Raw genomic sequence first — 20,914 nt, forward strand, 5'->3', positions numbered from 1 at the left:
ACATTCGGTAACATTAAGTGACGATAAATTCAATTGTAATTGGAATTCCGCCGTCTAATGCATCCCCACCAGGAATTGTAATAGCACCAGTAGGACCAGTAGTAACACTGGAGTTCACGCTTGGTTGAAGAATACCGTTCACATATAAGTTGTAATACGTGAAAGTCGGAAAAGCGGTTGCAGTAGTACCCGCATCGTTTAAACAAGCTGTGGCAGCAATTGCAAAAGCTGCACCTGTACCTGTGCCGGCTCCTAGTGTAGATGTAAATCTTCTAGATGCCATAAATGGTTGAATGATAGGCAATTAATTTTCACTCCTTACAATATTTTATTAGAACGAAGTATAAAATAACTTGTCCACTATATTGTATGAGAGTTTTTTATAATAGAAACGGCTTCACCTTTATAAGGTGAGCCCAATTTTAGTAAGGAAATGTTCTTTATTTATATGAAAAAATGATGTTGTTACTTGCGGAATATATGTAAATCGTAAATTCGGTTTTTGTATTCAAATTAAAATGTGTCTTTGAACCTAAGAGATAAACGTGGAAAAATAAAATAAACTCTTAAGTTTAGGTATTTAATCTAAGCAGTCAATTATTAAAAACATATAATTAATATGTGAGTCATGAACATAATTAAATGACGTTTTCAAGTTTGATTATCATTCATGTTTCCTATTTTAAGAGAAACATATAACTCAACTACATTTTTCAATGGCATCTTTTATAGTACTTAGAATAGGAAAACACTCAACTATAAGAAAAGTAAGGAGGAAATAAATGAAACATAATGATTGTTTTGATCATAATAACTGCAATCCGATTGTTTTTTCAGCAGATTGTTGTAAAAATCCACAGTCAGTTCCTATTACTAGGGAACAATTAAGTCAATTAATTACTTTACTAAACTCATTAGTATCAGCTATTTCAGCATTTTTTGCAAATCCAAGTAATGCAAACAGATTAGTGTTACTCGATTTATTTAATCAATTTTTAATTTTCTTAAATTCCTTATTACCTTCCCCAGAAGTTAATTTTTTGAAACAATTAACTCAAAGTATTATAGTTTTATTACAATCTCCAGCACCTAATTTAGGACAATTGTCAACATTATTGCAACAATTTTATAGCGCCCTTGCACAATTCTTCTTCGCTTTAGATCTTATCCCTATATCCTGCAACTCAAATGTTGATTCTGCAACTTTACAACTTCTTTTTAATTTATTAATTCAATTAATCAATGCTACTCCAGGGGCGACAGGTCCAACAGGTCCAACAGGTCCAACAGGTCCAACGGGCCCAGCAGGAACCGGAGCAGGGCCAACGGGAGCAACAGGAGCAACAGGAGCAACAGGAGCAACAGGAGCAACAGGAGCAACAGGAGCAACAGGTCCAACAGGCCCAACAGGAGCGACAGGTCCAGCAGGTACTGGTGGAGCAACAGGAGTAACAGGAGCAACAGGTCCAACAGGAGCAACAGGGGCAACAGGTCCAACAGGGGCAACAGGTCCAACAGGGGCAACAGGAGCAACAGGAGCAACAGGAGCAACAGGTCCAACAGGGGCAACGGGCTTAACAGGAGCAACTGGTGCAGCTGGTGGCGGAGCTATTATTCCATTTGCTTCAGGTACAACACCATCTGCGTTAGTTAACGCGTTAGTAGCTAATACAGGAACTCTTCTTGGATTTGGATTTAGTCAGCCTGGTGTAGCATTAACAGGTGGAACTAGTATCACATTAGCATTAGGTGTAGGTGATTATGCATTTGTAGCACCACGTGCAGGAACTATCACGTCATTAGCAGGTTTCTTTAGTGCAACAGCTGCATTAGCTCCAATATCACCTGTTCAAGTGCAAATACAAATATTAACTGCACCTGCAGCAAGCAATACGTTTACAGTACAAGGCGCACCTCTTTTATTAACACCAGCATTTGCCGCAATAGCGATTGGTTCTACAGCATCAGGTATCATAGCTGAAGCTATTCCAGTAGCTGCTGGAGATAAAATACTACTGTATGTTTCATTAACAGCAGCAAGTCCAATAGCTGCAGTTGCTGGATTTGTAAGTGCAGGTATTAATATCGTTTAATTTGTTACAATGTTTAGTAGGAAATTAAACAGGGGTTTGTATATAGTCCTTCCTAATAAATTTAGGAAGGACTATATTTTTTGGGGAAATAAGTAATAAATCAATTGAACAATTACTCTTTGTTAAGTTCGTATAAAAAAGTATAATTTACCCTTTCTCATTTTAGTAATAAGTTATGTAACTTTAAAAATTTCCGGTCAGTAAAAAAAGATGAATTCTTTTAAAAAAGAATTCATCCATAAAATAAACTATTTATTTTTATTACAGTTACATCCTTTTTTCTTTACATAGCCTTGCTCGGCTAATTCTCTTTGCGATTGGGAATTGGAAGATTGAGAATTGGAAGATTGAGAGGATGCTGAAGAGCTACTATTTTTATTATAAGAGTAGTTTTTTCGATAGTTATAATTACTCATAGTACTATCACCTCCAATTTAATATATAAATATTATATGTATGTACACTATCAATTGTTACTATTTTTAATAGGAAGAGAAGATACAATAAAAAAATCTCCTCGGTATTTTCCTAGGAGATAAATGATGATTCTTTTGAAAATTTACAAATTAATAGCCCCAGTAAAGAGGAAAGTAATAAGAATCTTGGTGATACAGATTATGTTGTTGAGCGAGGGGCTGGGTTGGATAATTTTTCATTTCACGGTTTTGATTGCAGTTTGCCGGAGGACCAATTACAGTAGTTGATTGAATAGGGGAAACCGCTTGTTTCCATTGTTGTTCATTGAGACAGTAAGTATGGGCCATCATATGAGCTGGAGTTAACCTTAAAATGTCAGAACCGAAAATAACTTCTGGAGTTGGAGCATTGAAAATAGCTAATAAATGAGTATTATTTGCTGTAGCAATTTCGTAATGCCACCACGCTTGTGGAATGTTGGCAACTTGCCCGGGTTTTATCGGTAAGTTTAATATTTGATTCGTAAATGGATTAAGTAAAGAAACAACAGCAGACCCTGAAATACAATAAACAAGTTCAGCTGCATTTTGATGAATATGTGGTTCTACAACATTTCCTGTACTTAAATAAATATCTAATAAAGAAGTATTTTCTAAAGTATTTAATTGTTTAATACCAAGTACATTTATATAATTTTGGGCATCTTTCCGAAAAAAATTACTTTTATTTACATCATAAGTAAAATTGGTTGTGGGGGAGGTATAGTCGATGTTGGCAGTCAATTGTATTACCCGCCTTTCTATAGGTAAGTTAGGTTACAAAATTAGGATATGTGTCTAGTCTTTGTTTTGTGCTGTTGTCGGTAGCTTAATAAATTCACTTATTCCATAAAGAATAAGGTGTTAAGACCAAACTATATTCGTATTCCCATTCATACTTTGGATTGATGGAAAAAAGTAATGAAAATGTTAATTTAAAATTACATCAATCATTTATAAGGAGTGAATGTTCATGTCATTTAGTGAAATGATTAGAAATGAAGTACTCAGCTGGGCGGGTGTTTCTGAAAAACCGCATCGATTTGGTGGTATTGAAATAAATTATGGCAAGAAAGAACTTGGCCATCTTCATGGTGATAAATTAGCTGATTTACCATTTCCGAAGTTAAAGCGAGATGAATTAGTGAAGCAAGGCTTGGTAAAACCACATCACGTATTACCTGAATCAGGATGGATCAGTTATTATTTAAAGAGTGAAGAGGATATTCCATTTGCAATTGAGTTATTTCGTATGCAATATGATCGAATTAAAAAGTAATGAAATAAAGTAGGATAATAAAAATTTATTTTTATGTCACATCCCTCCTTAATCGTTCGTCTTGTATGTAGAACGATTAAGGAGGGATTTTATTATGAATACATTTGATATAGCAATTGTTGGCGGTGGGCTTGCTGGATTAACAGCATCTATATATTTAGCGAAAGCTGGAAGGAAAGTGATTGTATTAGAAAAGTCCAGTCAATTCGGTGGCCGAGGGATGACTACAAATAAAAATGGAATCTGCATGAATCTTGGTGCACATGCTTTATATAGAGGCGGGGCAGCGTTTATAACTTTTAATGAGCTTGGTATGACTCTTCCAGGTGGAATACCATCTACAAAAGCACATGGAATATGGAAAGGGGATATATTCACTATCCCAACAGATTTTTACTCAATTTTATCAACACCACTACTTTCTTGGTCTGCAAAAGTACAATTCTCACGTCTTATGATTCGTTTAGGAAATTTAGATGTAGGAGAAGTTCCGAAAATGAGTCTAACTACATGGGCAGAAAATGAAATAAAAGATCCAATGGTTCGCAATATATTTTATGCGCTATGCCGAACAACAACATATACGTTTGCTCCTACAATACAATTAGCATCATCTGTACTAAAGCAAATACAGCTTTCTATAAAAGAGGGAGTGCTTTATGTAGATGGTGGTTGGGAGACGATAATAACAAAATTAAGAGCTATAGCGAATGATATCGGGGTGCAGTTTTTGGCTAAAAAGCATGTTGTGGAAATTGAGCATTCCGAAGGTAAACAAAGAATACATTGTGTTGATGATGAGGTTTTTGAAGTAGGCGCAGTCATCGTGACGACTCCGCCGAAAGAAGCTTGTAAAATAATAAAAGGTGCAGAAGGAACAAGTCTGCATAGATGGAGTGAACAATCGGTACCGGTTACTGTTGCTGCATTAGATATTGGCTTGAGACAATTACCCAATCCTACACATCAATTTGTATTAGGATTAGATCAACCTATATTTTTCACAAATCAATCGAGAGCAGCTAAATTAAGTGAAGATGGATCAATTGTAGTGAGTCTAATTAAGTACTATAATCCTGTACTCGAGATGAATCATATTCGTGATGATAAAGAACAGTTGGAAAGTACGATGGAGTTGTTACATCCAAATTGGAAAAGAGAAGTTGTTGCACAGCAATATTTACCGAAAATAACAGTAGTACATGATTTTCCTCATATTGACCGTGTTGAAAAAGCGGGCCCTAATATACCTGAAATGCCAGGTGTTTATGTTGCAGGAGATTGGGTAGGGCATGATGAAGTATTAGCTGATGCTGCGGTAGCAAGCGGGAAACGTGCAGCGTTACACATTTTAAAGCAATATGAAAGTGAGGCAGTTCATCATGGAAACGGAGCAGTTATATGAAGCGTATCAACTATTATTATTTTCGTTAGCATACAGAATCCTTGGGAGTGTTATGGATGCTGAGGATATCGTTCAGGATGTATTTATCTCGCTAAATAATATAGAAGATCTTCAATCTATAAAAAATATGAAAGCATATTTATGTAAGATGACGACAAATCGTTCAATTGATAAATTACGATCGGCAGCGCATAAACGTAACGTGTATGTAGGGATGTGGTTGCCAGAGCCAATTGTAGAAGAGAGTGATGAGCCATCAAAGTCATTTATAATGAAAGAATCCCTTTCCACCGCATATTTATTACTTTTACAACAATTATCTGAGGTAGAAAGGATTGTTTTCATATTAAGAGAGGTTTTCAGTTATGAATACGAAGAAATAGCTTCAATTGTTGATAAGAGTAGTGTGAACTGCAGGAAGATCTTTCAACGTGCACGAAAAAGCATGTTGGAGAAACCGAAGCAATCAAAATTAAGCACGGAGAAAATGGCTTCTTATATTGAAAAGTTTGTATCATCATTACAGTGTGGGGATGCGGAAGGTATGTTAGAAGTATTAAAAACAGATGCTATACTCAAAGCTGATGGTGGTGGTAAAGTTACGACTGCGATTAACCCGATTTATTCTGCGGATCGAATTATACGTTTGTTCTTTGGGATTGCACAACGATTGACAGAAGAGTACACTGTTGATTTCAAAATGGTCAATGGTATACCAGGAGTTATAGTTACAATAAACAATAAAGTAACTTATGTTCTTTCGTTTGCATTTGAGGATGAGAAAATTTCAAATATTTATATGATGGTTAACCCTGAAAAACTTATGCATTTAAATGTAAAAATATAAAAAAGCGCATTTCTTCAGAAATGCGTTTTTTATTATTTTTCCAACATTTCAAGAGGTACATCTTTTTCGCCAGCTACCTCAAATTTAATTTCCCCGTCTTCTTCATAAATACGTGTAATAATCGGTATAGTAATCATTAATTTTTTATGCTGCTTTCGTTTTCGAGCAGCATCTAAGCTAATCACGTTCATTTGTAAGCATCCTTTCTTCTGGAAATATATAAACAAAGAAAATGCGTCCGAAAAGGGCGCTTAATTGAATTTGAAATACCGATTCATTTAAATGGGGTTTATATAATTTAATAACTGCAATTTTAATATGAAATAATATGAATGGAATAATTGCACGTAGAAATTAACTTTACCAAAAAACGAAACAATATGCTATAAAAAAATTCAAATCTTTGTCATATAACAGGAAAAAGGTTTTTGTTTCGCATATAATGAAAGTAGACGGGCAGCAAGAGCTTTTTCATCATATTGCTTTGGAAAGGCGATGAAAAAAATGGATACGTTAGATTCATTATTATTTCAACTTGAACAATATGGAGAAGAGCATGATCGAAATAAAAAAACAAGGGAAGAAAAATTACGGAATATTACTCGTGAGATGGGGCAATTTTTATCAATTTTAGTAAAAGGGTGTAGCGCAAAAAACATTTTAGAAATCGGAACTTCTAATGGCTATTCTACATTGTGGTTAGCTAATGCGGTAGAAGAAACAAATGGAAATGTAACAACTGTAGAGCTTTCTTCAGAACGAGTTGGAGAGGCACTTGTCAATTTTGAAAAGGCAAACCTTTTACAAAGGATTGATGTTCATAATCAAGAAGCAGGGGCATTTTTAGATGCGCAATTAGATCATTCATTTGATTTTATTTTCCTAGATTCAGAGCGTACGCAATACATGTGGTGGCTTGAGCATATAAAACGCATTTTACAACCAAAGGGTTTTCTTGTTGTTGATAACGCAACCTCTCATGCAAATGAATTAGCCGAGTTTAAAAAAATGATAGAAGAAGATGAAATGTTTGAAACGGTGTTATTGGCATTTCAAAATGGAGCATTCGTAGCGCGCAAGAAGAAATAGGAGTGAGCGCAATATAATTATCACATTGAAAAAGGGTGTATGTCAAAAGATTGAGTACAGAAGGATAGGAGAACATAATTTATAGTAACATACGAAGAATCCGCCTTCAGCATGTCGTTCTCTAGGTCTTAAGTCTGAGGAAAATTATGTTGTTTACAGGTATACTTATAGTAAGAAACAGGGAATGACTGCATAAACAGGCATTTCTAAAAAAATCGATTTCAAGCAATCAGAATGTATATGAAGTACGATATAATAGATGAAATATAGTGCATATAAATTCGCACATATAAATAAAGGAGCGATTTTGTTGACTGAACTCGAGAAAAAAGAACCTGTATCGATCGTGAAAGATAATAATGTAGAAGTAGTGGTTGATACAGTTATAAAAGATGCAGAATTAGAGGAACTGAATAAAGAAGCTGATCTTTATGTACAAAAGTTAAATAGCGAGCAAAATACAGATTTATCAAAAGTATTGTCTCAGCTAGGAGATTTAGGAGATAAAGAGCAACAAGCAGCAGGACAAACGTTGTCAGCATTAAAACGTCCTGTAACAGCGATGATGAATGGAAAGAACGAAGAAATTCCAAATACATTGTTAGAATTACGAAAAGTGGTATCAGAACTTGATCCGAATTCATTAAAAGCAAGTGGTATGAAGAAAATTATGTTTAAAGTATTCAAGAAAAATCCACTTGAAACATACGTGCATAAATATCAATCTATAGATAAGCAAATTGAGGAGATTATAAGATCCCTTCTAATTGGTCGTGACAACTTACAAGAAGATACAGTTGGTCTTGAAATGCTTAAAGAGCAATCGCATGATAAAATTCACGCTCTTGATAAGCAAGTATACTTAGGGAAAAAACTTGCTGGCATGCTGGAAGCTGAGAAACAAAATCCAGAACGTCAAAGAGATATTCCATTAATTAACGATGCGTTAGAAAAGATACTTGTACGTACACGTAATATGCAGCAAGCGAAAAGTGTTTTATTACAATCTATCGCATCTGTAGACATTATTAAGAAAAATAATGAAAAGTTAACAGAGGCAATTCGTAATGCAATTACGATGACGCAAAACGTTGTAACGGTTTCAGCTGCTATTCAGTTAGCGTTAACAAATCAACGGAAAACAATCGATGCAGTGAATGCGACAAATGAAGCAATTGAATCGATGGTATTAAGTAATTCTCAAGCGTTAAAACAAAATACAGAAGAAACGACAAAATTGCTTGAAAACCCTGCTATTAGCATGGATAAATTACGTGAATCATTCCAAAATGTGTTCGCTGCAATTGAAGCATCTGAAAAATCGTCAGAACGTATTATCGAGTCAAGTAAGAAGTTCGTTATTGAACTAGACACATTTAATGATGAGATGAAGCAGAAACTCATTCAGCGTCCAAGGAAATAACGGATTATTAGAGGAGGTGAACAAATGAGTTTCATTCAAACAGTATTATTACTACTCGGTACATTGCTTTTAATAGCATTTACTGTCGTTGTTTTAGTCGTATATTTCGGACGGAAGCTGTATTTTTCATGGACGAAGCCATATAAAAGAGCGCAAGATTCTTTAGACAAGTTATCAAACAAATCAATACCGTTTCTACAAGAATTTACACAACATCCACTGTTTTATCGCTGGATTCGCACTGAAGGAAAGAAAGAACAAAATACATTAAATACTCTATTTTGTGCATCAGGTCAACGTACGAGAGAACAAGTCTTCTCGATGTTACCGAAAGAAAAGCAGAAAAAAGTGCATGTAATGGCAAAAACTACGAAAAAGCTTACGAATGAAGATATTGATGTAGCTGCGATGAAAGTGAAAGATTTCTTAAGACAAGAGACACAGCAAACTGTAAAACCGACAGACTTATCATTTTACAAATTGTATTTTTATGACCGTTATCCAGACGCATTAAATACAATTCAAGCGTATAAACGCTCAATAAATCCTTCATTACAAAGAACGGTTGATGATATTACAATTTCAGTATTGAATGCACTTCCGTACTATCAAGAGCAACGCATGTTTGAACAACAACATAAACTTGAAACGTTCTTAATGAAAGATTTAACGGCCATGTTATCGTTGGTAGTACAATTACCACCTTCACAAAGACCAGAGAAAGAAGAAGAACTGAAAATCTACTTGGAAAATTTCCAAAAAGAAATGGAAGTAGTAGAGCGAGATATTCGCGACTCAATTGATCACGATTTAAATGTGAAGATGAGAGCAGCGACTGAGAAGTTTAAGAATAAATAACAAAAAGCGCCTTAAAAGCTAAGTATCACAGCTTTAGGGCGCTTTTTGTTATGAGATTTTATTTTGCACTAACGGTAGTATGACTAGAAGCCACACTTTCATTATGCAATCGATCAACTGCAGTTACGACATACGTATACGTTTCTCCAGAAATAACGGTTTTATCTACATAAATTTCTCCAAGTTTTGTTTTTCTTACAGTAGTAAGTAAATTTTTCGGATTTTGTATATCCACTTCATTTTTCCCATTCGCGCGGTAAATAGCGTAATAAGTAGAATCATTATCTCTATTGTCAATGATACCGATTGCAATACCTTCATCTCTTGGAATGGCACCTTTTAAAGTCGGTTGTTTTGGTGGATCATGATCAAGCCAAGGCATAGGCGGAATTAATGCAGGATATTTATATATGTCTTTTGAGAGTCTATCTTTAGCTCCAAGTGGATTGTTATTAATATCTTTTAAGCTAAAATGCATACTACCTTTTATTTCAGGATATAGCCGGTTTAATGCAATTTGTCTTGGATATTCTTCTGGATCAGACCAAGCAGGGACGGAGTTATTATTAATTTTATAGGCCGCTTGACCGATGTATAGGTGAATCGGTTTGTTATTTGTTTCTTTAACCCACCAATCTACTAATATGTCATATGCAGCTGGGGTGAAACCTATATTCCAATATATTTGCGGTGTAATGTAGTCAATATATCCTTTTTGTATCCACTCACGTGTGTCAGCATAAAGGTCATCATAGTTTCTTTGGCCTGCGGTTGTGTTAGAGCCAGTCGGATCGTCAGCTATATTTCTCCATACGCCGAACGGACTAATGCCAAACTTTACATATGATTTTTCTTGTTTTATAGCAGTATTTAAATCTTTTACAAGTTCATTTACATTGTTACGTCGCCAATCTTCTATATTTGTAAATCTACCGTTATTATATGTTTCGTACGTTTTCTGATCTGGAAATTCTTCACCGGCTACTTTATATGGATAAAAATAATCATCCATATGCAGCGCATCAATATCGTAATTTTGCACGATTTCTAAAGCACCTTCTGTTATAAATTTTTTCACTTCTGGAATACCGGGATTGTAATATAACTTTCCGCCATAAGGGACAACCCAATTGGGATGTTGCCTTGCAGGGTGATTATTTGATAATCGATTTATATCGGTGTGATTCATCGTTATTCGGTATGGGTTAATCCAAGCGTGGAATTCTATATTTCTTTTATGAGTTTCTTCAATCATAAATGCAAGCGGGTCATAACCAGGATCTTTTCCTTGTGTTCCTGTAATGTATTCAGACCAAGGACCGTAATTTGAAGGATAGAAAGCATCAGCGGTTGGTTTAATTTGTACAACAACTGCATTCATACCAGTGCTTTTTACATCGTCTAATAATCTTATAAATTCTTGTTTCTGTTTTTCAATGGGTAAGCCAGTTTTTGAGGGCCAATCAATATTCAGAACAGATGCAATCCATACAGCACGTAATTCATGTTTTTTGTATGCAGTATTTACTTCAGCATAAGTAGAGTGAGGGGGAATGAAAGAGAAAGGGATGAACAAGATGACGATACAACATATCATTAATAAACGTTTAACGATCATTTATACGCCTCCCTATCATATGATTATTTAAAATAATATAGGAGGCGAGGTTGACTTTGCAATAGAGAAAATTGCATATTGAAACATTAATTTAATAGGAAAAATATTTTTAATGAAATTTACTTTCATTATAACTAAATTCATTTACTACTTCATATGCTTGTTAGTAAAGTGAAACTTCCTTTCATTTGAAGGGTAATAAATTATAAGTATAGGAGGATTAATAAATGAAAGTTTTGTTCGTCTGTTCTGGAGGAATGTCCAGTGCAATTGTTGTAAACGCTTTAAAAAAAGAAGCGGAGAAAAATGGTGTGAACATGGAAGTGCATGCAATTGGAACGAATGAGGTAGAGGAAGAAGTAAAGAATGGCTGGGATGTCGTAATGGTGGCACCTCAAATAAGACACCGATTTGACTCTGTAAAAAAATTTGCAGAGGAGGAATCTATTCCGTGTGGCATCATTCCACCGCAAGCATACACGCCACTTGGAGGCCCGACTTTATTAAAAACTGTAAATGAATTAATTAGTTAGGAGGAAGCGTTATGAATAAGTTTGTCACGTTTCTTGATAAAAACTTATCTGGCCCGATGGCAAGGCTTTCTGAGCAGAGGCATCTACAAGCAATCCGTGATGGAGTTATTTCGGCGTTACCATTTATTATAGTAGGAAGCTTTTTTTTAATAGTAGCATTTCCACCACTGCCGAAAGATAGTTTCATATCAGTTTGGGCATTAAAGAATCAAACAAGTATATTGATACCATATCGTTTAACTATGTTTATTATGTCCTTATATATAGCATTTGGAATAGGATATAATTTAGCGAAAAGTTATAAATTAGATGCTTTATCAGGAGCACAGCTTGCGGTATGTTCACTACTTTTAACATTAACGCCTGAGTTAATTGATAAAAAAGGATTCATGCTTCCGATGACAAATCTTGGAGGTCATGGATTATTTGTGACGATGATCGTCTCTATTTTATCAGTTGAGATTTTAAGGTTTTGTAAGAAGAATAACGTAACGATAAAAATGCCAGAACAAGTACCACCGTCAGTATCACGTTCATTTGAAGCACTTATACCTGCAGCATTCGTTATTATTATGATGAGTCTTATTACAGTCGTTTTTAAAGTTGATTTACATTACGTTGTAGATAAACTAGCCGCACCGTTAGTAAAAGCTGGTGATAGTTACTTTGGCGTTATTATACCTGTATTTTTAATTACGTTTTTCTGGTCTTTCGGGATACACGGAGTATCAGTTGTAGGTACTGTGGCAAGGCCACTTTGGGATGTGTATTTAGGAAAGAACGGTGAAGCTGTAGCAAGTGGAGCGAGTCATTTTCCGTTTATTGCACCAGAACCGTTTTATCAATGGTTTATTTGGATTGGTGGTTCGGGCGCAACGTTAGGGCTTGTGTTAGCTATGATTGTATTTGGTCGATCAAAATATTCGAAAGCATTATCGAGAACGTGTATTGTTCCGGGGATTTTTAATATAAATGAACCGGTTATATTTGGTTTGCCGATTGTATTAAATCCAATTTTAATTATTCCTTTCGTCATTACCCCGTTAGTAACAGCTACTATAGCGTATGCTGCAACCGCAATGGGATTTGTAACACCAACGCATATTATGCCGCCATGGACATTACCTGCTCCAATTGGTGCATATTTAGCAACAGGTGGAGATTGGCGTGCGATTGTATTAGTTTTTATAAATATAGCAATATCGTTCCTTATTTATTTACCATTCTTTAAAATGTACGACAAAAATATGCTTGAAATCGAAAAGAATGGTGACGGAGAGTCGGTTAATCCTTAATCTGCATGCTGTTATTTTGAGTGATAGACTTTTTGTCTATCACTTCTTTCACATTAAAACTAGAAAGGGGGAAATAGAATGAATATAAAATTTAGTTATAAAGGTGTGTTTTTATTACTATTTGGAGTGATTTGTGCAAATTTACTTTTTGTCCCTTTATTAGGCATGCTAAATTTATCACAAATGCATAGTATTTGGCTCGTTACAAGTATTGCGGCAAGCGTTTTGCTTACGGTAGTTGTTTCTTTCATTGATGGATCGTTTGCATCGAAAGCTCAGTTGTTTTTTAGATTTATATTGTTTTCGATTGGTTGTACGTTGGTTACTTACATGATTGTTTTTTAGTAAATAGGAGGTCATGCATGTTATGTATGTTGCAGGGGTAATGTCCGGTACTTCGTTAGACGGAATAGATGTAGCACTCGTTCATATAGATGGAAGCGGTGTAGATTCTAAAGTTGAACTCATCCATTTTACTACTGTGCCATTTTGTAATGATATGAAAAATGATATCCAGCAGGCATTATCAATAGAAAATTCAAATGTACAACTTATATGCAGTTTGAATTTTAAACTCGGTTTACGCTTCGCAAACGCTGTAAAGGAAGTTTGTAAAGAGGCCAATTTTCCTTTGAGACAATTAGATTTAATTGGTTCTCACGGACAAACGATTTATCATCAGCCACAGCAAGATGGAGGTAGGATTCCTTCTACATTACAAATTGGAGAACCAGCAATTATAGCGTATGAAACGAATACGACGGTTATTTCTAATTTTCGAACGATGGACATGGCAGCTGGAGGACAAGGAGCACCACTTGTACCATATTCAGAGATTATTTTATATCGTCACCAAACTAAAAATAGACTACTACAAAATATCGGCGGGATTGGTAATGTGACTGTAATACCAAGTCAACTAAGTGAGAAAAGCGTTATAGCATTTGATACAGGTCCAGGTAATATGGTAATGGATGAAGTATGTCAAAGGTTGTTTCAGTTGTCATATGATCAAAATGGTAACATTGCAAAACAAGGAGTAGTTGTAGAAGAGGTTTTGACATATTGTATGAATCATCCATTTTTGAAAATGAATCCACCGAAATCAACTGGTAGAGAACAGTTTGGAGAAGAATTTGTCAGTGAGTTATTAAAGCGGTTTGAAAAGCATAGTAAAGAAAATATATTGACGACTGTCACAAGGTTTACAGCAAGTTCAATTGTTTATCATTATAAGGAGTTTATTCTGCCGTATTATGAAATCGATGAGGTAATTCTAGGTGGTGGCGGAAGTTATAATGATACACTTGTAGAAATGATACGGCATGGATTGAAAGAAGAAAAATGTGCATTATTCCTTCAAGAAGATATAGGCTATTCTTCAGAAGCGAAGGAAGCAATCGCCTTTGCCATTTTAGCAAATGAAACATATCATCGTAATCCGAGTAATGTGCCGAGCGCAACAGGTGCAAAGGAATCTGTAGTTTTAGGGAATATAACATTCCCTCCAATTTGAAATGAATGAGGCGAATAGATGAAATATATGATTGGAGTAGACGGCGGGGGAACAAAGACAGAAGCAATTGCATTTGATAAAGACGGAAATGAACTTGTAAGAGCTACAAGTGGTTTTGGAAATATATTAATAGATTTTGAAGAAGTTCTTGTGCATATTATGGAGGTGATTGATCAATGCCAGAAAGGTGTATTAAATGGGCATTGCGTTTGTATTTGTTTAGGGTTAGCGGGTGTAAGTGGAGTAAATACGAATGAATTAACATTACGTCTAAAGAAGAAGTATGGAACACCAATTGAAGTTTTTAATGATGCGATGATTGCACATGCAGCTGTTTTAAAAGGAAAAGATGGAATTTTAACAATTGGCGGCACAGGTGCAATTTGTCTTGGAAAGAAAGGAGAAGTGTACGAGTATAGTGGTGGATGGGGACATATTTTAGGAGATGAAGGAAGCGGATATTGGATTGCATTACAAGGTTTAAAAAGAATGGCGAATCAATTTGATCAAGGAGTTGCACTTTGCCCATTAAGCTTAAGGATTCAAGATGAGTTTCAACTTTTGACGTCGTCTCATATAAAAAGACTAGTTTATAGTTCTTCAAAAGATAAAGTTGCAGCAATCGCGCCATTAGTTATTCAGGAAGCGAGAAATAAGAATGATGATGCACGTGAAATTATCTTGCAAGCTGCTAAGGAATTAACGAGAATTACAGTGAATATTTACAATAAAATGAAATTTGATGTACCAACTTCAATTGCAGTAAGTGGTAGCATAATGCGTTTCGTTCCAGAAATATATGCTGAATTTAAGAAATGCTGTGAGAAAAGTATAGGAAAAGTTACATTTGTATCACAATCCGAACCAGCAGTGAAAGGAACATATTATTTAATGAAGAATTTATATTTAAATAAATAGCTGTATGAGAATTTTTGTATGATTTGTAAAAATATGATGTTAAAATGTATAAAGGGATGTATGTTAAAAACGTACAATATACGTAGTAATTGAATATTGTATATGTAATCCCATGTAGAAAGTGAATGATTACATGATTAATAGTATGCAGTTTTTATATTTGGTGGCTTCTTATTTAATTGGAAACATATTGACCGCTTATATAGTAACAAAATTGAGACATAACGTTGATATTAGGGATGAAGGAAGCGGAAATCCTGGCGCAAGAAATATGGGGCGCGTATATGGAAAAGGGTATTTCATCGCTACATTTTTAGGTGATGCGATTAAAGGGGCAATCGTTGTTGCTGTAGCAAAATATCTTTTTGAAGATCCTACATTCGTAATGTTAACATTATTGTCCGTTATTATTGGACATATTTACCCAGTTTTATTTAAAGGCAAGGGCGGTAAAGGTATTTCAACATTTATAGGAGGACTAATCGCATTTGATTATTTGATAGCGCTTACCCTCTTAGGCATTTTTATTGTATTTTATTTAATATTTAAAGGGTTTACGAAGCCAGGACTAATTACAATTGCTTGTTTACCAATTTGTATGATTCTTTATTCTTATTCTATTGTTACCACTATATTAAGTGGAATGATTATTGTACTTATTCTATATGTGAATCGAGAATAAAATGAATGTTTAATAAGTGGGGATAATCTCCACTTATCATTTTTTATTAAATAGATAAAGGAGATAAGGCATGGGGTTAATTTATAAAGTTGCTGATCAAGATTGGGAATTTGAAAGTATACATAAATTAAATTATAAAACTTTTGTGGAAGAGATACCACAACATGAAGAAACGAAAGACCGGTTTCGTATAGATCGGTTTCATAAAGAAAATACATATTTAATTTGTTTAGATGAGGATAGATTAGTAGGTATGGTCGCAGTGCGGGGAAAACGACCATTCTCGTTAGATTATAAAATCTCAAATTTAGATGTTTATTTGCAAGAGCATGGAGAAAAAATGTATGAAATTCGTTTACTTTCAGTAGAACGTGAATATAGAAATGGAAGAGCGTTGTTAGGATTAATTCGTTTTCTACATCGTTATTTGCTTCTAAATGGATATGAATTAGCACTCATTTCTGCAACAACACGTGAACTAGCTTTATATGAGCAAATGGGATTCAAATCTTTCCATACGTTAGTTGGTACAGAAGAAGCAGCCTTCCAGCCAATGTATGTTACCCCTACTATGTTTGAAGAGTCGAGTGTTGGGGGGGGTATGACGAAAGAATATACGTTTTTACCTGGTCCAGTAGATATTGAAGAGAACGTTCGAAAGGCATTTTCTACGCGGCCTATTTCGCATCGCTCTAAGTCATTTCAAGTGATGATGGACAATGTGAAAAAACGGTTACTTTATATGACAAAAGCAAAACATGTACAGCTTATGTTAGGAACAGGGACGTTAGCAAATGATGCGATTGCTTTACAGTTACGTTCTTTAAAAGGGAAAGGACTAGTATTAACAAATGGGGAATTTGGTAATAGATTAGTTGGACATGCAAAACGAGCACAGTTACATTTTGATACGTATAAAAAGGAAATGGGAGATCCATTTATTTATACCGAATTAGAAGAAATCATGACAACTGGAAATTATGAATGGATTTGGTTTGTTCATCATGAAACATCTACTGGAATGTTAAACGATTTAAACGAGCTACATACTCTTTGTAACGAGAATCAAATAAAACTATGTGTAGATTGCATAAGCTCAATTGGAGCAATACCATTAGACTTGAAGGATGTGTATTTTGCGAGTGGTGTTAGCGGTAAAGCGATTAAATCATATACAGGAATTTCTTTCGTTTTTTATAACCACATTGTAAAAATAAACGAGGCTGTGCCAGCCTATATGGACATTGGCATGTATGAAGAAAATGAAAGCATTCCATACTCACAATCATGGAATTTAATTTATGCATTGCAAGAAGCGTTGAAGAGATTTGAAGATGAAAAGGTATTTGTAAAAATTAAAGAGACATACGAATATGTTGAAGAAGTTATTACTGATATGGGCTTAAAGCTTGTTTCACCTAAAGAACATGCCGCGCCAATTATACTTACTATTGTATTAAGCGAAGACCATTCTTCTAAAGTAGTAGGCGATGCATTAGCATTACAAGGATACATCGTTCATTATGAGTCATCTTATTTACAAAAGAATAATTGGATCCAAATTGCATGTTTAAATCATTATAAAGAACGCGATATGAAGAGGATGTTAAATTGTTTGCAAATGTGTTTATTTCAGAGTGGGGTACATATATAAAGATTTTTTCTTTTCGTATAAAGGAGCTACGACTTACGAAAACTTAGAAATAGAACTTTGGAAGAGGTGTCAGTATGATAACTAGAAAACTACCATTACATATAGACAATATTAAAAAAGCTCACAAGATTCTAGATAGAAATGCTCGTAAAACGCCATTAGTAAAATCTTTTTATTTGACTAGTAAAACGGGCGGAGAAATACATTTGAAATTAGAAAATATGCAATTAACGGGTTCTTTTAAATTTCGTGGCGCATTTAATAAAATGTCACGGCTCACGGATCAAGAAAAAGAAAGAGGTGTAATCGCATGTTCAGCAGGTAATCATGCACAAGGAGTTGCATTATCTGCTCATTTACTCGGTATTAAGAGTAAAATTGTTATGCCAATTTCTGCACCTCAGGCAAAAGTTGAAGCAACAAAAGGATATGGATCTGAAGTGATTTTACATGGTGAAACCTTTGATGATGCAAAGGTAAAATGTGAAGAAATTATAAGGGAAACAGGTGAAACATACTTACATCCATATGATGATGTAGAGGTAATGGCTGGTCAAGGTACAATTGGATTAGACATTCTTGATGATATGTGGGATGTAGATACTGTCATTGTACCAATAGGTGGAGGCGGAATTATTTCTGGTATTTCTGTAGCATTAAAATCTTTTAATCCATCCATTAATATAATTGGTGTCCAAGCAGATAATGTTCATGGAATGAAGGCATCTTACGATAAAGGCGCAATCGTAGAACATTATGAGGCTCCTACTATTGCAGATGGTTGCGCAGTTAAAATACCAGGAGAATTAACATTTGAAATTGTAAAAGAATTAGTAGATGATATTGTAACTGTATCAGAAAAAGAGCTGGAAGTAGCGATGAAAGATTTATTACAACGTGGGAAAGCTGTTGTAGAAGGTGCAGGTGCATTAGCAACTGCTGCACTTCTTGCGGGAAAAGTTGATAGTTATATAAAAGGGAAAAAAGTAGTGGCTGTTATATCTGGTGGGAACGTGGACTTACAGCGCATATCAAGTGTATGTGAGCACTTTTTTGTCGCTAATGAAGTGAAATAGTTTTATGAAAGAAGAGCTAAGAGAAATGATCTTAGCTCTTACTTTTTGTCTACCATTTACTGTAAGTAGCAATGAATTTACTGTTTAATGAATGGTTTTATTTAAGCGCCAATTTTTACACATATCTTGAATGTTACAATAATTATTTCAATATTGTCGAAACGTAAGCAGAAATTTAATATAATAGTTTTAATGTGCTAATGAGCGGTGAGGAGGGCAGGTCATGAATAAAGAAGAACAGGTCATGAACGGTTTCAGGGAATTATATAATAAGCTGGTTTGGCTTAATAAAGATAAGATGGAAGAAGGTCTTAAAGGTTTTAAGTCTTCTGAAGTTCACTGCATTGAATATATTGAAAACAATGCAGATTCTAACGTGACACAACTCGCAGAGGCTTTTTATGTGACTCGCGGTGCTATAAGTAGAATGACTAAGAAGCTCATACAAAAAGGTTTTATTGAAAGCTACCAAAAGTCAGAAAATAAGAAAGAAATTTATTTTAGGCTTACCGAACAAGGGAAAGAAATTTATAAAATCCATGAAAATCTGCACAAAGAGTTTCATGAGCGGGATAAAGCTGTATTTGAGCAAGTAACTAAAGAAGAATTCGACAGTATAATTCGTTTCGTGGAAAAGTATAGTAGACATTTGGATGCAGAAATAAAGAAACAAGGTATACATATTAAATCGTAATACATTTTAATAATGAAATGGCAGCCCTACTCTAATGCGAATAGGCTGCTTTTTTATTATGTCATTTTTGTTGACTAATCAACAAAACGGAGTTATTATTTTGTTGACGAAGCAACAAAGTATTTTAAGGAGAGAAGTTAAATGTCTATATTTAGATCACAAAATGAAAGGGAAACTGAAAAAAGCATAGATAAACATGCTTTACTATTCGGACTTATTTCTGTATTTCTTTGTGGTATAGGTTTCAGTATCATCATGCCTGTAGTCCCATTCTTAGTACAGCCATATATAAGTAATCCGGAAGAACAAGCATTAGTTGTAACACTACTAACTTCCGTATATGCGGCTTGCGTGTTTTTAGCTGCCCCAGTACTCGGGGCTTTAAGCGATAAGTATGGCCGTCGTCCATTACTTTTAATATGCTTATTTGGTTCTGCAATTGGGTACTTAGTTTTTGGAATAGGAGGAGCTTTATGGGTACTATTTGCTGGACGCATAATAGAAGGAATAACAGGCGGGAGCATAAGTACTATCTTCGCATACTTTGCAGACATCATTCCGAAAGAGCAGAGAACGAAATACTTTGGATGGGTGAGTGCAGTTGTAGGTGCGGGAACTATCATTGGTCCAACCATTGGGGGGGGACTTGCCAAGTTTGGTGATACTGTACCTATGTATTTTGGTGCAATCATAACGTTAATAAATGTTGTATATGGGATCAAATATATGCCTGAGAGTCTTGAAAAAAATAATAGGTTGAAAGAGATTACTTTTGTAAGGTTAAATCCTTTTGCACAGCTAGCAAACATACTTTCCATGAAAAGTTTAAAATGGTTACTTGTCTCAGCGTTTTTACTTTGGATACCTAACGGATCTTTACAAGCAATTTTCACGCAATTTACAATGGATACTTTCAGTTGGAAACCTGCATTAATCGGACTTATGTTTTCAATTTTGGGCTTTCAAGACATCTTTTCACAAAGTTTTATCATGCCAAAGCTTTTGATCCAGCTTAGTGATAAACAAATAGCAATTCTTGGGATGGTTTCGGAGATTATAGGATACAGTTTTATTGCGGCATCAGCTTTGTTTTCACTCTATCCACTACTTATCGTTGGAATGCTGATGTATGGTTTTGGGGATTCAATTTTCGGGCCTTCATTCAACGGGATGCTTTCAAAGTCTGTTAGTTCTAGTGAACAAGGAAGGATTCAAGGTGGAAGCCAATCTATTCAAGCTTTAGCAAGAATGATTGGTCCTATTCTTGGAGGACAAATCTATGTATCACTTGGTCATGCCGCACCTGCTTTTATGGGTATGATTCTTATAGTAGCGGCAATAGCAGTTTTGTATAAGGGAACGTATGAAACTGTATAACAGATAGATATAAGAACAAATAAAAGGGAGTCAGAACTTAGGAACAAGTGCTGATTCCCTATTTGTTTACGGTTTGAGAGCTAAGAGAAATGCTTTTGTTTA

The 20,914-nt window shown here is 34.9% G+C and carries 21 protein-coding genes; 17 read left to right on the top strand and 4 right to left on the bottom strand.

The window, feature by feature from the left end; genetic code table 11:
* Positions 1-13: 13 nt before the first annotated feature.
* Positions 14-304 (bottom strand): DUF4183 domain-containing protein, encoded by a 291-nt coding sequence (locus AC22L0_RS08005; RefSeq protein WP_001121647.1) that lies wholly within the window; start codon positions 302-304, stop codon positions 14-16.
* A 478-nt stretch (positions 305-782) separates the two neighbouring features.
* Here AC22L0_RS08005 and exsJ point away from each other — a divergent pair, with 478 nt between their 5' ends.
* Positions 783-2,093 carry an exosporium protein ExsJ gene (exsJ, locus tag AC22L0_RS08010; protein WP_487272186.1) on the top strand — a complete coding sequence of 437 codons (1,311 nt, stop codon included), beginning with the start codon at positions 783-785 and terminating at the stop codon, positions 2,091-2,093.
* A gap of 566 nt (positions 2,094-2,659) precedes the next feature.
* Here the strand turns inward: exsJ and AC22L0_RS08015 are convergent.
* Positions 2,660-3,292 carry a cupin domain-containing protein gene (locus AC22L0_RS08015; RefSeq protein ID WP_000126334.1) on the bottom strand — a complete coding sequence of 211 codons (633 nt, stop codon included), beginning with the start codon at positions 3,290-3,292 and terminating at the stop codon, positions 2,660-2,662.
* Positions 3,293-3,521: 229 nt separating this feature from the next.
* Here AC22L0_RS08015 and AC22L0_RS08020 point away from each other — a divergent pair, with 229 nt between their 5' ends.
* From AC22L0_RS08020 to AC22L0_RS08030, 3 genes are all read left to right on the top strand, one after another.
* Positions 3,522-3,827, top strand: a complete 306-nt coding sequence (locus AC22L0_RS08020; RefSeq protein WP_000010319.1) for a luciferase domain-containing protein — start codon at positions 3,522-3,524, stop codon at positions 3,825-3,827.
* 94 nt (positions 3,828-3,921) lie between these two features.
* Positions 3,922-5,232 carry a phytoene desaturase family protein gene (locus AC22L0_RS08025; RefSeq protein WP_087947594.1) on the top strand — a complete coding sequence of 437 codons (1,311 nt, stop codon included), beginning with the start codon at positions 3,922-3,924 and terminating at the stop codon, positions 5,230-5,232.
* Positions 5,210-6,079 (top strand): sigma-70 family RNA polymerase sigma factor, encoded by an 870-nt coding sequence (locus AC22L0_RS08030; RefSeq protein ID WP_087967845.1) that lies wholly within the window; start codon positions 5,210-5,212, stop codon positions 6,077-6,079. Before AC22L0_RS08025 ends, AC22L0_RS08030 begins: the two co-directional genes overlap by 23 nt.
* Before the next feature lie 32 nt (positions 6,080-6,111).
* Here the strand turns inward: AC22L0_RS08030 and AC22L0_RS08035 are convergent, their stop codons facing one another.
* The gene (locus AC22L0_RS08035; protein ID WP_001100984.1) at positions 6,112-6,270 is read right to left on the bottom strand and encodes a hypothetical protein; all 159 of its coding nucleotides are present in this window, start codon (positions 6,268-6,270) and stop codon (positions 6,112-6,114) included.
* A 304-nt stretch (positions 6,271-6,574) separates the two neighbouring features.
* Between AC22L0_RS08035 and AC22L0_RS08040 the strand changes: the two genes are divergently transcribed.
* The 3 genes from AC22L0_RS08040 to AC22L0_RS08050 all read left to right on the top strand — a co-directional run bounded on the left by AC22L0_RS08040 (position 6,575) and on the right by AC22L0_RS08050 (position 9,449).
* Positions 6,575-7,168: an O-methyltransferase gene (locus tag AC22L0_RS08040; RefSeq protein ID WP_002005067.1), complete on the top strand. Its 594-nt coding sequence runs from the start codon at positions 6,575-6,577 to the stop codon at positions 7,166-7,168.
* Positions 7,169-7,478: 310 nt separating this feature from the next.
* Positions 7,479-8,591 carry a toxic anion resistance protein gene (locus tag AC22L0_RS08045; RefSeq protein WP_000137396.1) on the top strand — a complete coding sequence of 371 codons (1,113 nt, stop codon included), beginning with the start codon at positions 7,479-7,481 and terminating at the stop codon, positions 8,589-8,591.
* 24 nt (positions 8,592-8,615) lie between these two features.
* Entirely contained in the window at positions 8,616-9,449 is an 834-nt protein-coding gene (locus AC22L0_RS08050) for a DUF3974 domain-containing protein (RefSeq protein WP_000008378.1), read from the top strand.
* Positions 9,450-9,507: 58 nt separating this feature from the next.
* Here AC22L0_RS08050 and AC22L0_RS08055 read toward each other — a convergent pair whose 3' ends face one another.
* Positions 9,508-11,067, bottom strand: a complete 1,560-nt coding sequence (locus tag AC22L0_RS08055) for a glycoside hydrolase family 10-like protein (protein ID WP_000636006.1) — start codon at positions 11,065-11,067, stop codon at positions 9,508-9,510.
* 227 nt (positions 11,068-11,294) lie between these two features.
* On the opposite strand from AC22L0_RS08055, the gene AC22L0_RS08060 reads away from it, so the two are divergent.
* From AC22L0_RS08060 to AC22L0_RS08105, 10 genes are all read left to right on the top strand, one after another.
* A complete protein-coding gene (locus AC22L0_RS08060) occupies positions 11,295-11,600 on the top strand; it encodes a PTS sugar transporter subunit IIB (RefSeq protein WP_000865907.1) in 306 nt (101 codons plus the stop codon).
* Positions 11,601-11,611: 11 nt separating this feature from the next.
* Entirely contained in the window at positions 11,612-12,895 is a 1,284-nt protein-coding gene (locus tag AC22L0_RS08065; RefSeq protein WP_001032295.1) for a PTS sugar transporter subunit IIC, read from the top strand.
* A gap of 78 nt (positions 12,896-12,973) precedes the next feature.
* Positions 12,974-13,240, top strand: coding sequence for a hypothetical protein (locus tag AC22L0_RS08070; protein ID WP_001021966.1), 267 nt, complete (start codon positions 12,974-12,976; stop codon positions 13,238-13,240).
* A gap of 22 nt (positions 13,241-13,262) precedes the next feature.
* Positions 13,263-14,411, top strand: coding sequence for an anhydro-N-acetylmuramic acid kinase AnmK (gene anmK / locus AC22L0_RS08075; protein ID WP_087967843.1), 1,149 nt, complete (start codon positions 13,263-13,265; stop codon positions 14,409-14,411).
* An 18-nt stretch (positions 14,412-14,429) separates the two neighbouring features.
* Positions 14,430-15,329 carry a BadF/BadG/BcrA/BcrD ATPase family protein gene (locus AC22L0_RS08080; protein ID WP_087967841.1) on the top strand — a complete coding sequence of 300 codons (900 nt, stop codon included), beginning with the start codon at positions 14,430-14,432 and terminating at the stop codon, positions 15,327-15,329.
* Between the two features lie 133 nt (positions 15,330-15,462).
* Complete coding sequence (gene plsY / locus AC22L0_RS08085; RefSeq protein ID WP_000610873.1) at positions 15,463-16,011, top strand: glycerol-3-phosphate 1-O-acyltransferase PlsY; 549 nt, start codon at positions 15,463-15,465, stop codon at positions 16,009-16,011.
* Positions 16,012-16,081: 70 nt separating this feature from the next.
* Positions 16,082-17,665, top strand: a complete 1,584-nt coding sequence (locus AC22L0_RS08090) for an aminotransferase class V-fold PLP-dependent enzyme (RefSeq protein ID WP_487272187.1) — start codon at positions 16,082-16,084, stop codon at positions 17,663-17,665.
* A gap of 74 nt (positions 17,666-17,739) precedes the next feature.
* A complete protein-coding gene (tdcB, locus tag AC22L0_RS08095; protein ID WP_087967836.1) occupies positions 17,740-18,741 on the top strand; it encodes a bifunctional threonine ammonia-lyase/L-serine ammonia-lyase TdcB in 1,002 nt (333 codons plus the stop codon).
* A gap of 223 nt (positions 18,742-18,964) precedes the next feature.
* Positions 18,965-19,435, top strand: a complete 471-nt coding sequence (locus tag AC22L0_RS08100) for a MarR family transcriptional regulator (RefSeq protein WP_001030895.1) — start codon at positions 18,965-18,967, stop codon at positions 19,433-19,435.
* Between the two features lie 141 nt (positions 19,436-19,576).
* A complete protein-coding gene (locus tag AC22L0_RS08105; protein ID WP_087967834.1) occupies positions 19,577-20,812 on the top strand; it encodes an MFS transporter in 1,236 nt (411 codons plus the stop codon).
* Positions 20,813-20,914: the final 102 nt, after the last annotated feature.

The sequence above is a fragment of the Bacillus sp. LQ01 genome (genome assembly GCF_057624735.1).

Coding starts and splice junctions, on each gene's coding strand:
- exsJ (WP_487272186.1), top strand. CDS start 783: ATGAAACATAATGATTGTTTTGATCATAATAACTGCAATCCGATTGTT.
- AC22L0_RS08020 (WP_000010319.1), top strand. CDS start 3,522: ATGTCATTTAGTGAAATGATTAGAAATGAAGTACTCAGCTGGGCGGGT.
- AC22L0_RS08025 (WP_087947594.1), top strand. CDS start 3,922: ATGAATACATTTGATATAGCAATTGTTGGCGGTGGGCTTGCTGGATTA.
- AC22L0_RS08030 (WP_087967845.1), top strand. CDS start 5,210: ATGGAAACGGAGCAGTTATATGAAGCGTATCAACTATTATTATTTTCG.
- AC22L0_RS08035 (WP_001100984.1), bottom strand. CDS start 6,270: ATGAACGTGATTAGCTTAGATGCTGCTCGAAAACGAAAGCAGCATAAA.
- AC22L0_RS08040 (WP_002005067.1), top strand. CDS start 6,575: ATGAAAAAAATGGATACGTTAGATTCATTATTATTTCAACTTGAACAA.
- AC22L0_RS08050 (WP_000008378.1), top strand. CDS start 8,616: ATGAGTTTCATTCAAACAGTATTATTACTACTCGGTACATTGCTTTTA.
- AC22L0_RS08055 (WP_000636006.1), bottom strand. CDS start 11,067: ATGATCGTTAAACGTTTATTAATGATATGTTGTATCGTCATCTTGTTC.
- AC22L0_RS08060 (WP_000865907.1), top strand. CDS start 11,295: ATGAAAGTTTTGTTCGTCTGTTCTGGAGGAATGTCCAGTGCAATTGTT.
- AC22L0_RS08065 (WP_001032295.1), top strand. CDS start 11,612: ATGAATAAGTTTGTCACGTTTCTTGATAAAAACTTATCTGGCCCGATG.
- AC22L0_RS08070 (WP_001021966.1), top strand. CDS start 12,974: ATGAATATAAAATTTAGTTATAAAGGTGTGTTTTTATTACTATTTGGA.
- anmK (WP_087967843.1), top strand. CDS start 13,263: ATGTATGTTGCAGGGGTAATGTCCGGTACTTCGTTAGACGGAATAGAT.
- AC22L0_RS08080 (WP_087967841.1), top strand. CDS start 14,430: ATGAAATATATGATTGGAGTAGACGGCGGGGGAACAAAGACAGAAGCA.
- plsY (WP_000610873.1), top strand. CDS start 15,463: ATGATTAATAGTATGCAGTTTTTATATTTGGTGGCTTCTTATTTAATT.
- AC22L0_RS08090 (WP_487272187.1), top strand. CDS start 16,082: ATGGGGTTAATTTATAAAGTTGCTGATCAAGATTGGGAATTTGAAAGT.
- tdcB (WP_087967836.1), top strand. CDS start 17,740: ATGATAACTAGAAAACTACCATTACATATAGACAATATTAAAAAAGCT.
- AC22L0_RS08100 (WP_001030895.1), top strand. CDS start 18,965: ATGAATAAAGAAGAACAGGTCATGAACGGTTTCAGGGAATTATATAAT.
- AC22L0_RS08105 (WP_087967834.1), top strand. CDS start 19,577: ATGTCTATATTTAGATCACAAAATGAAAGGGAAACTGAAAAAAGCATA.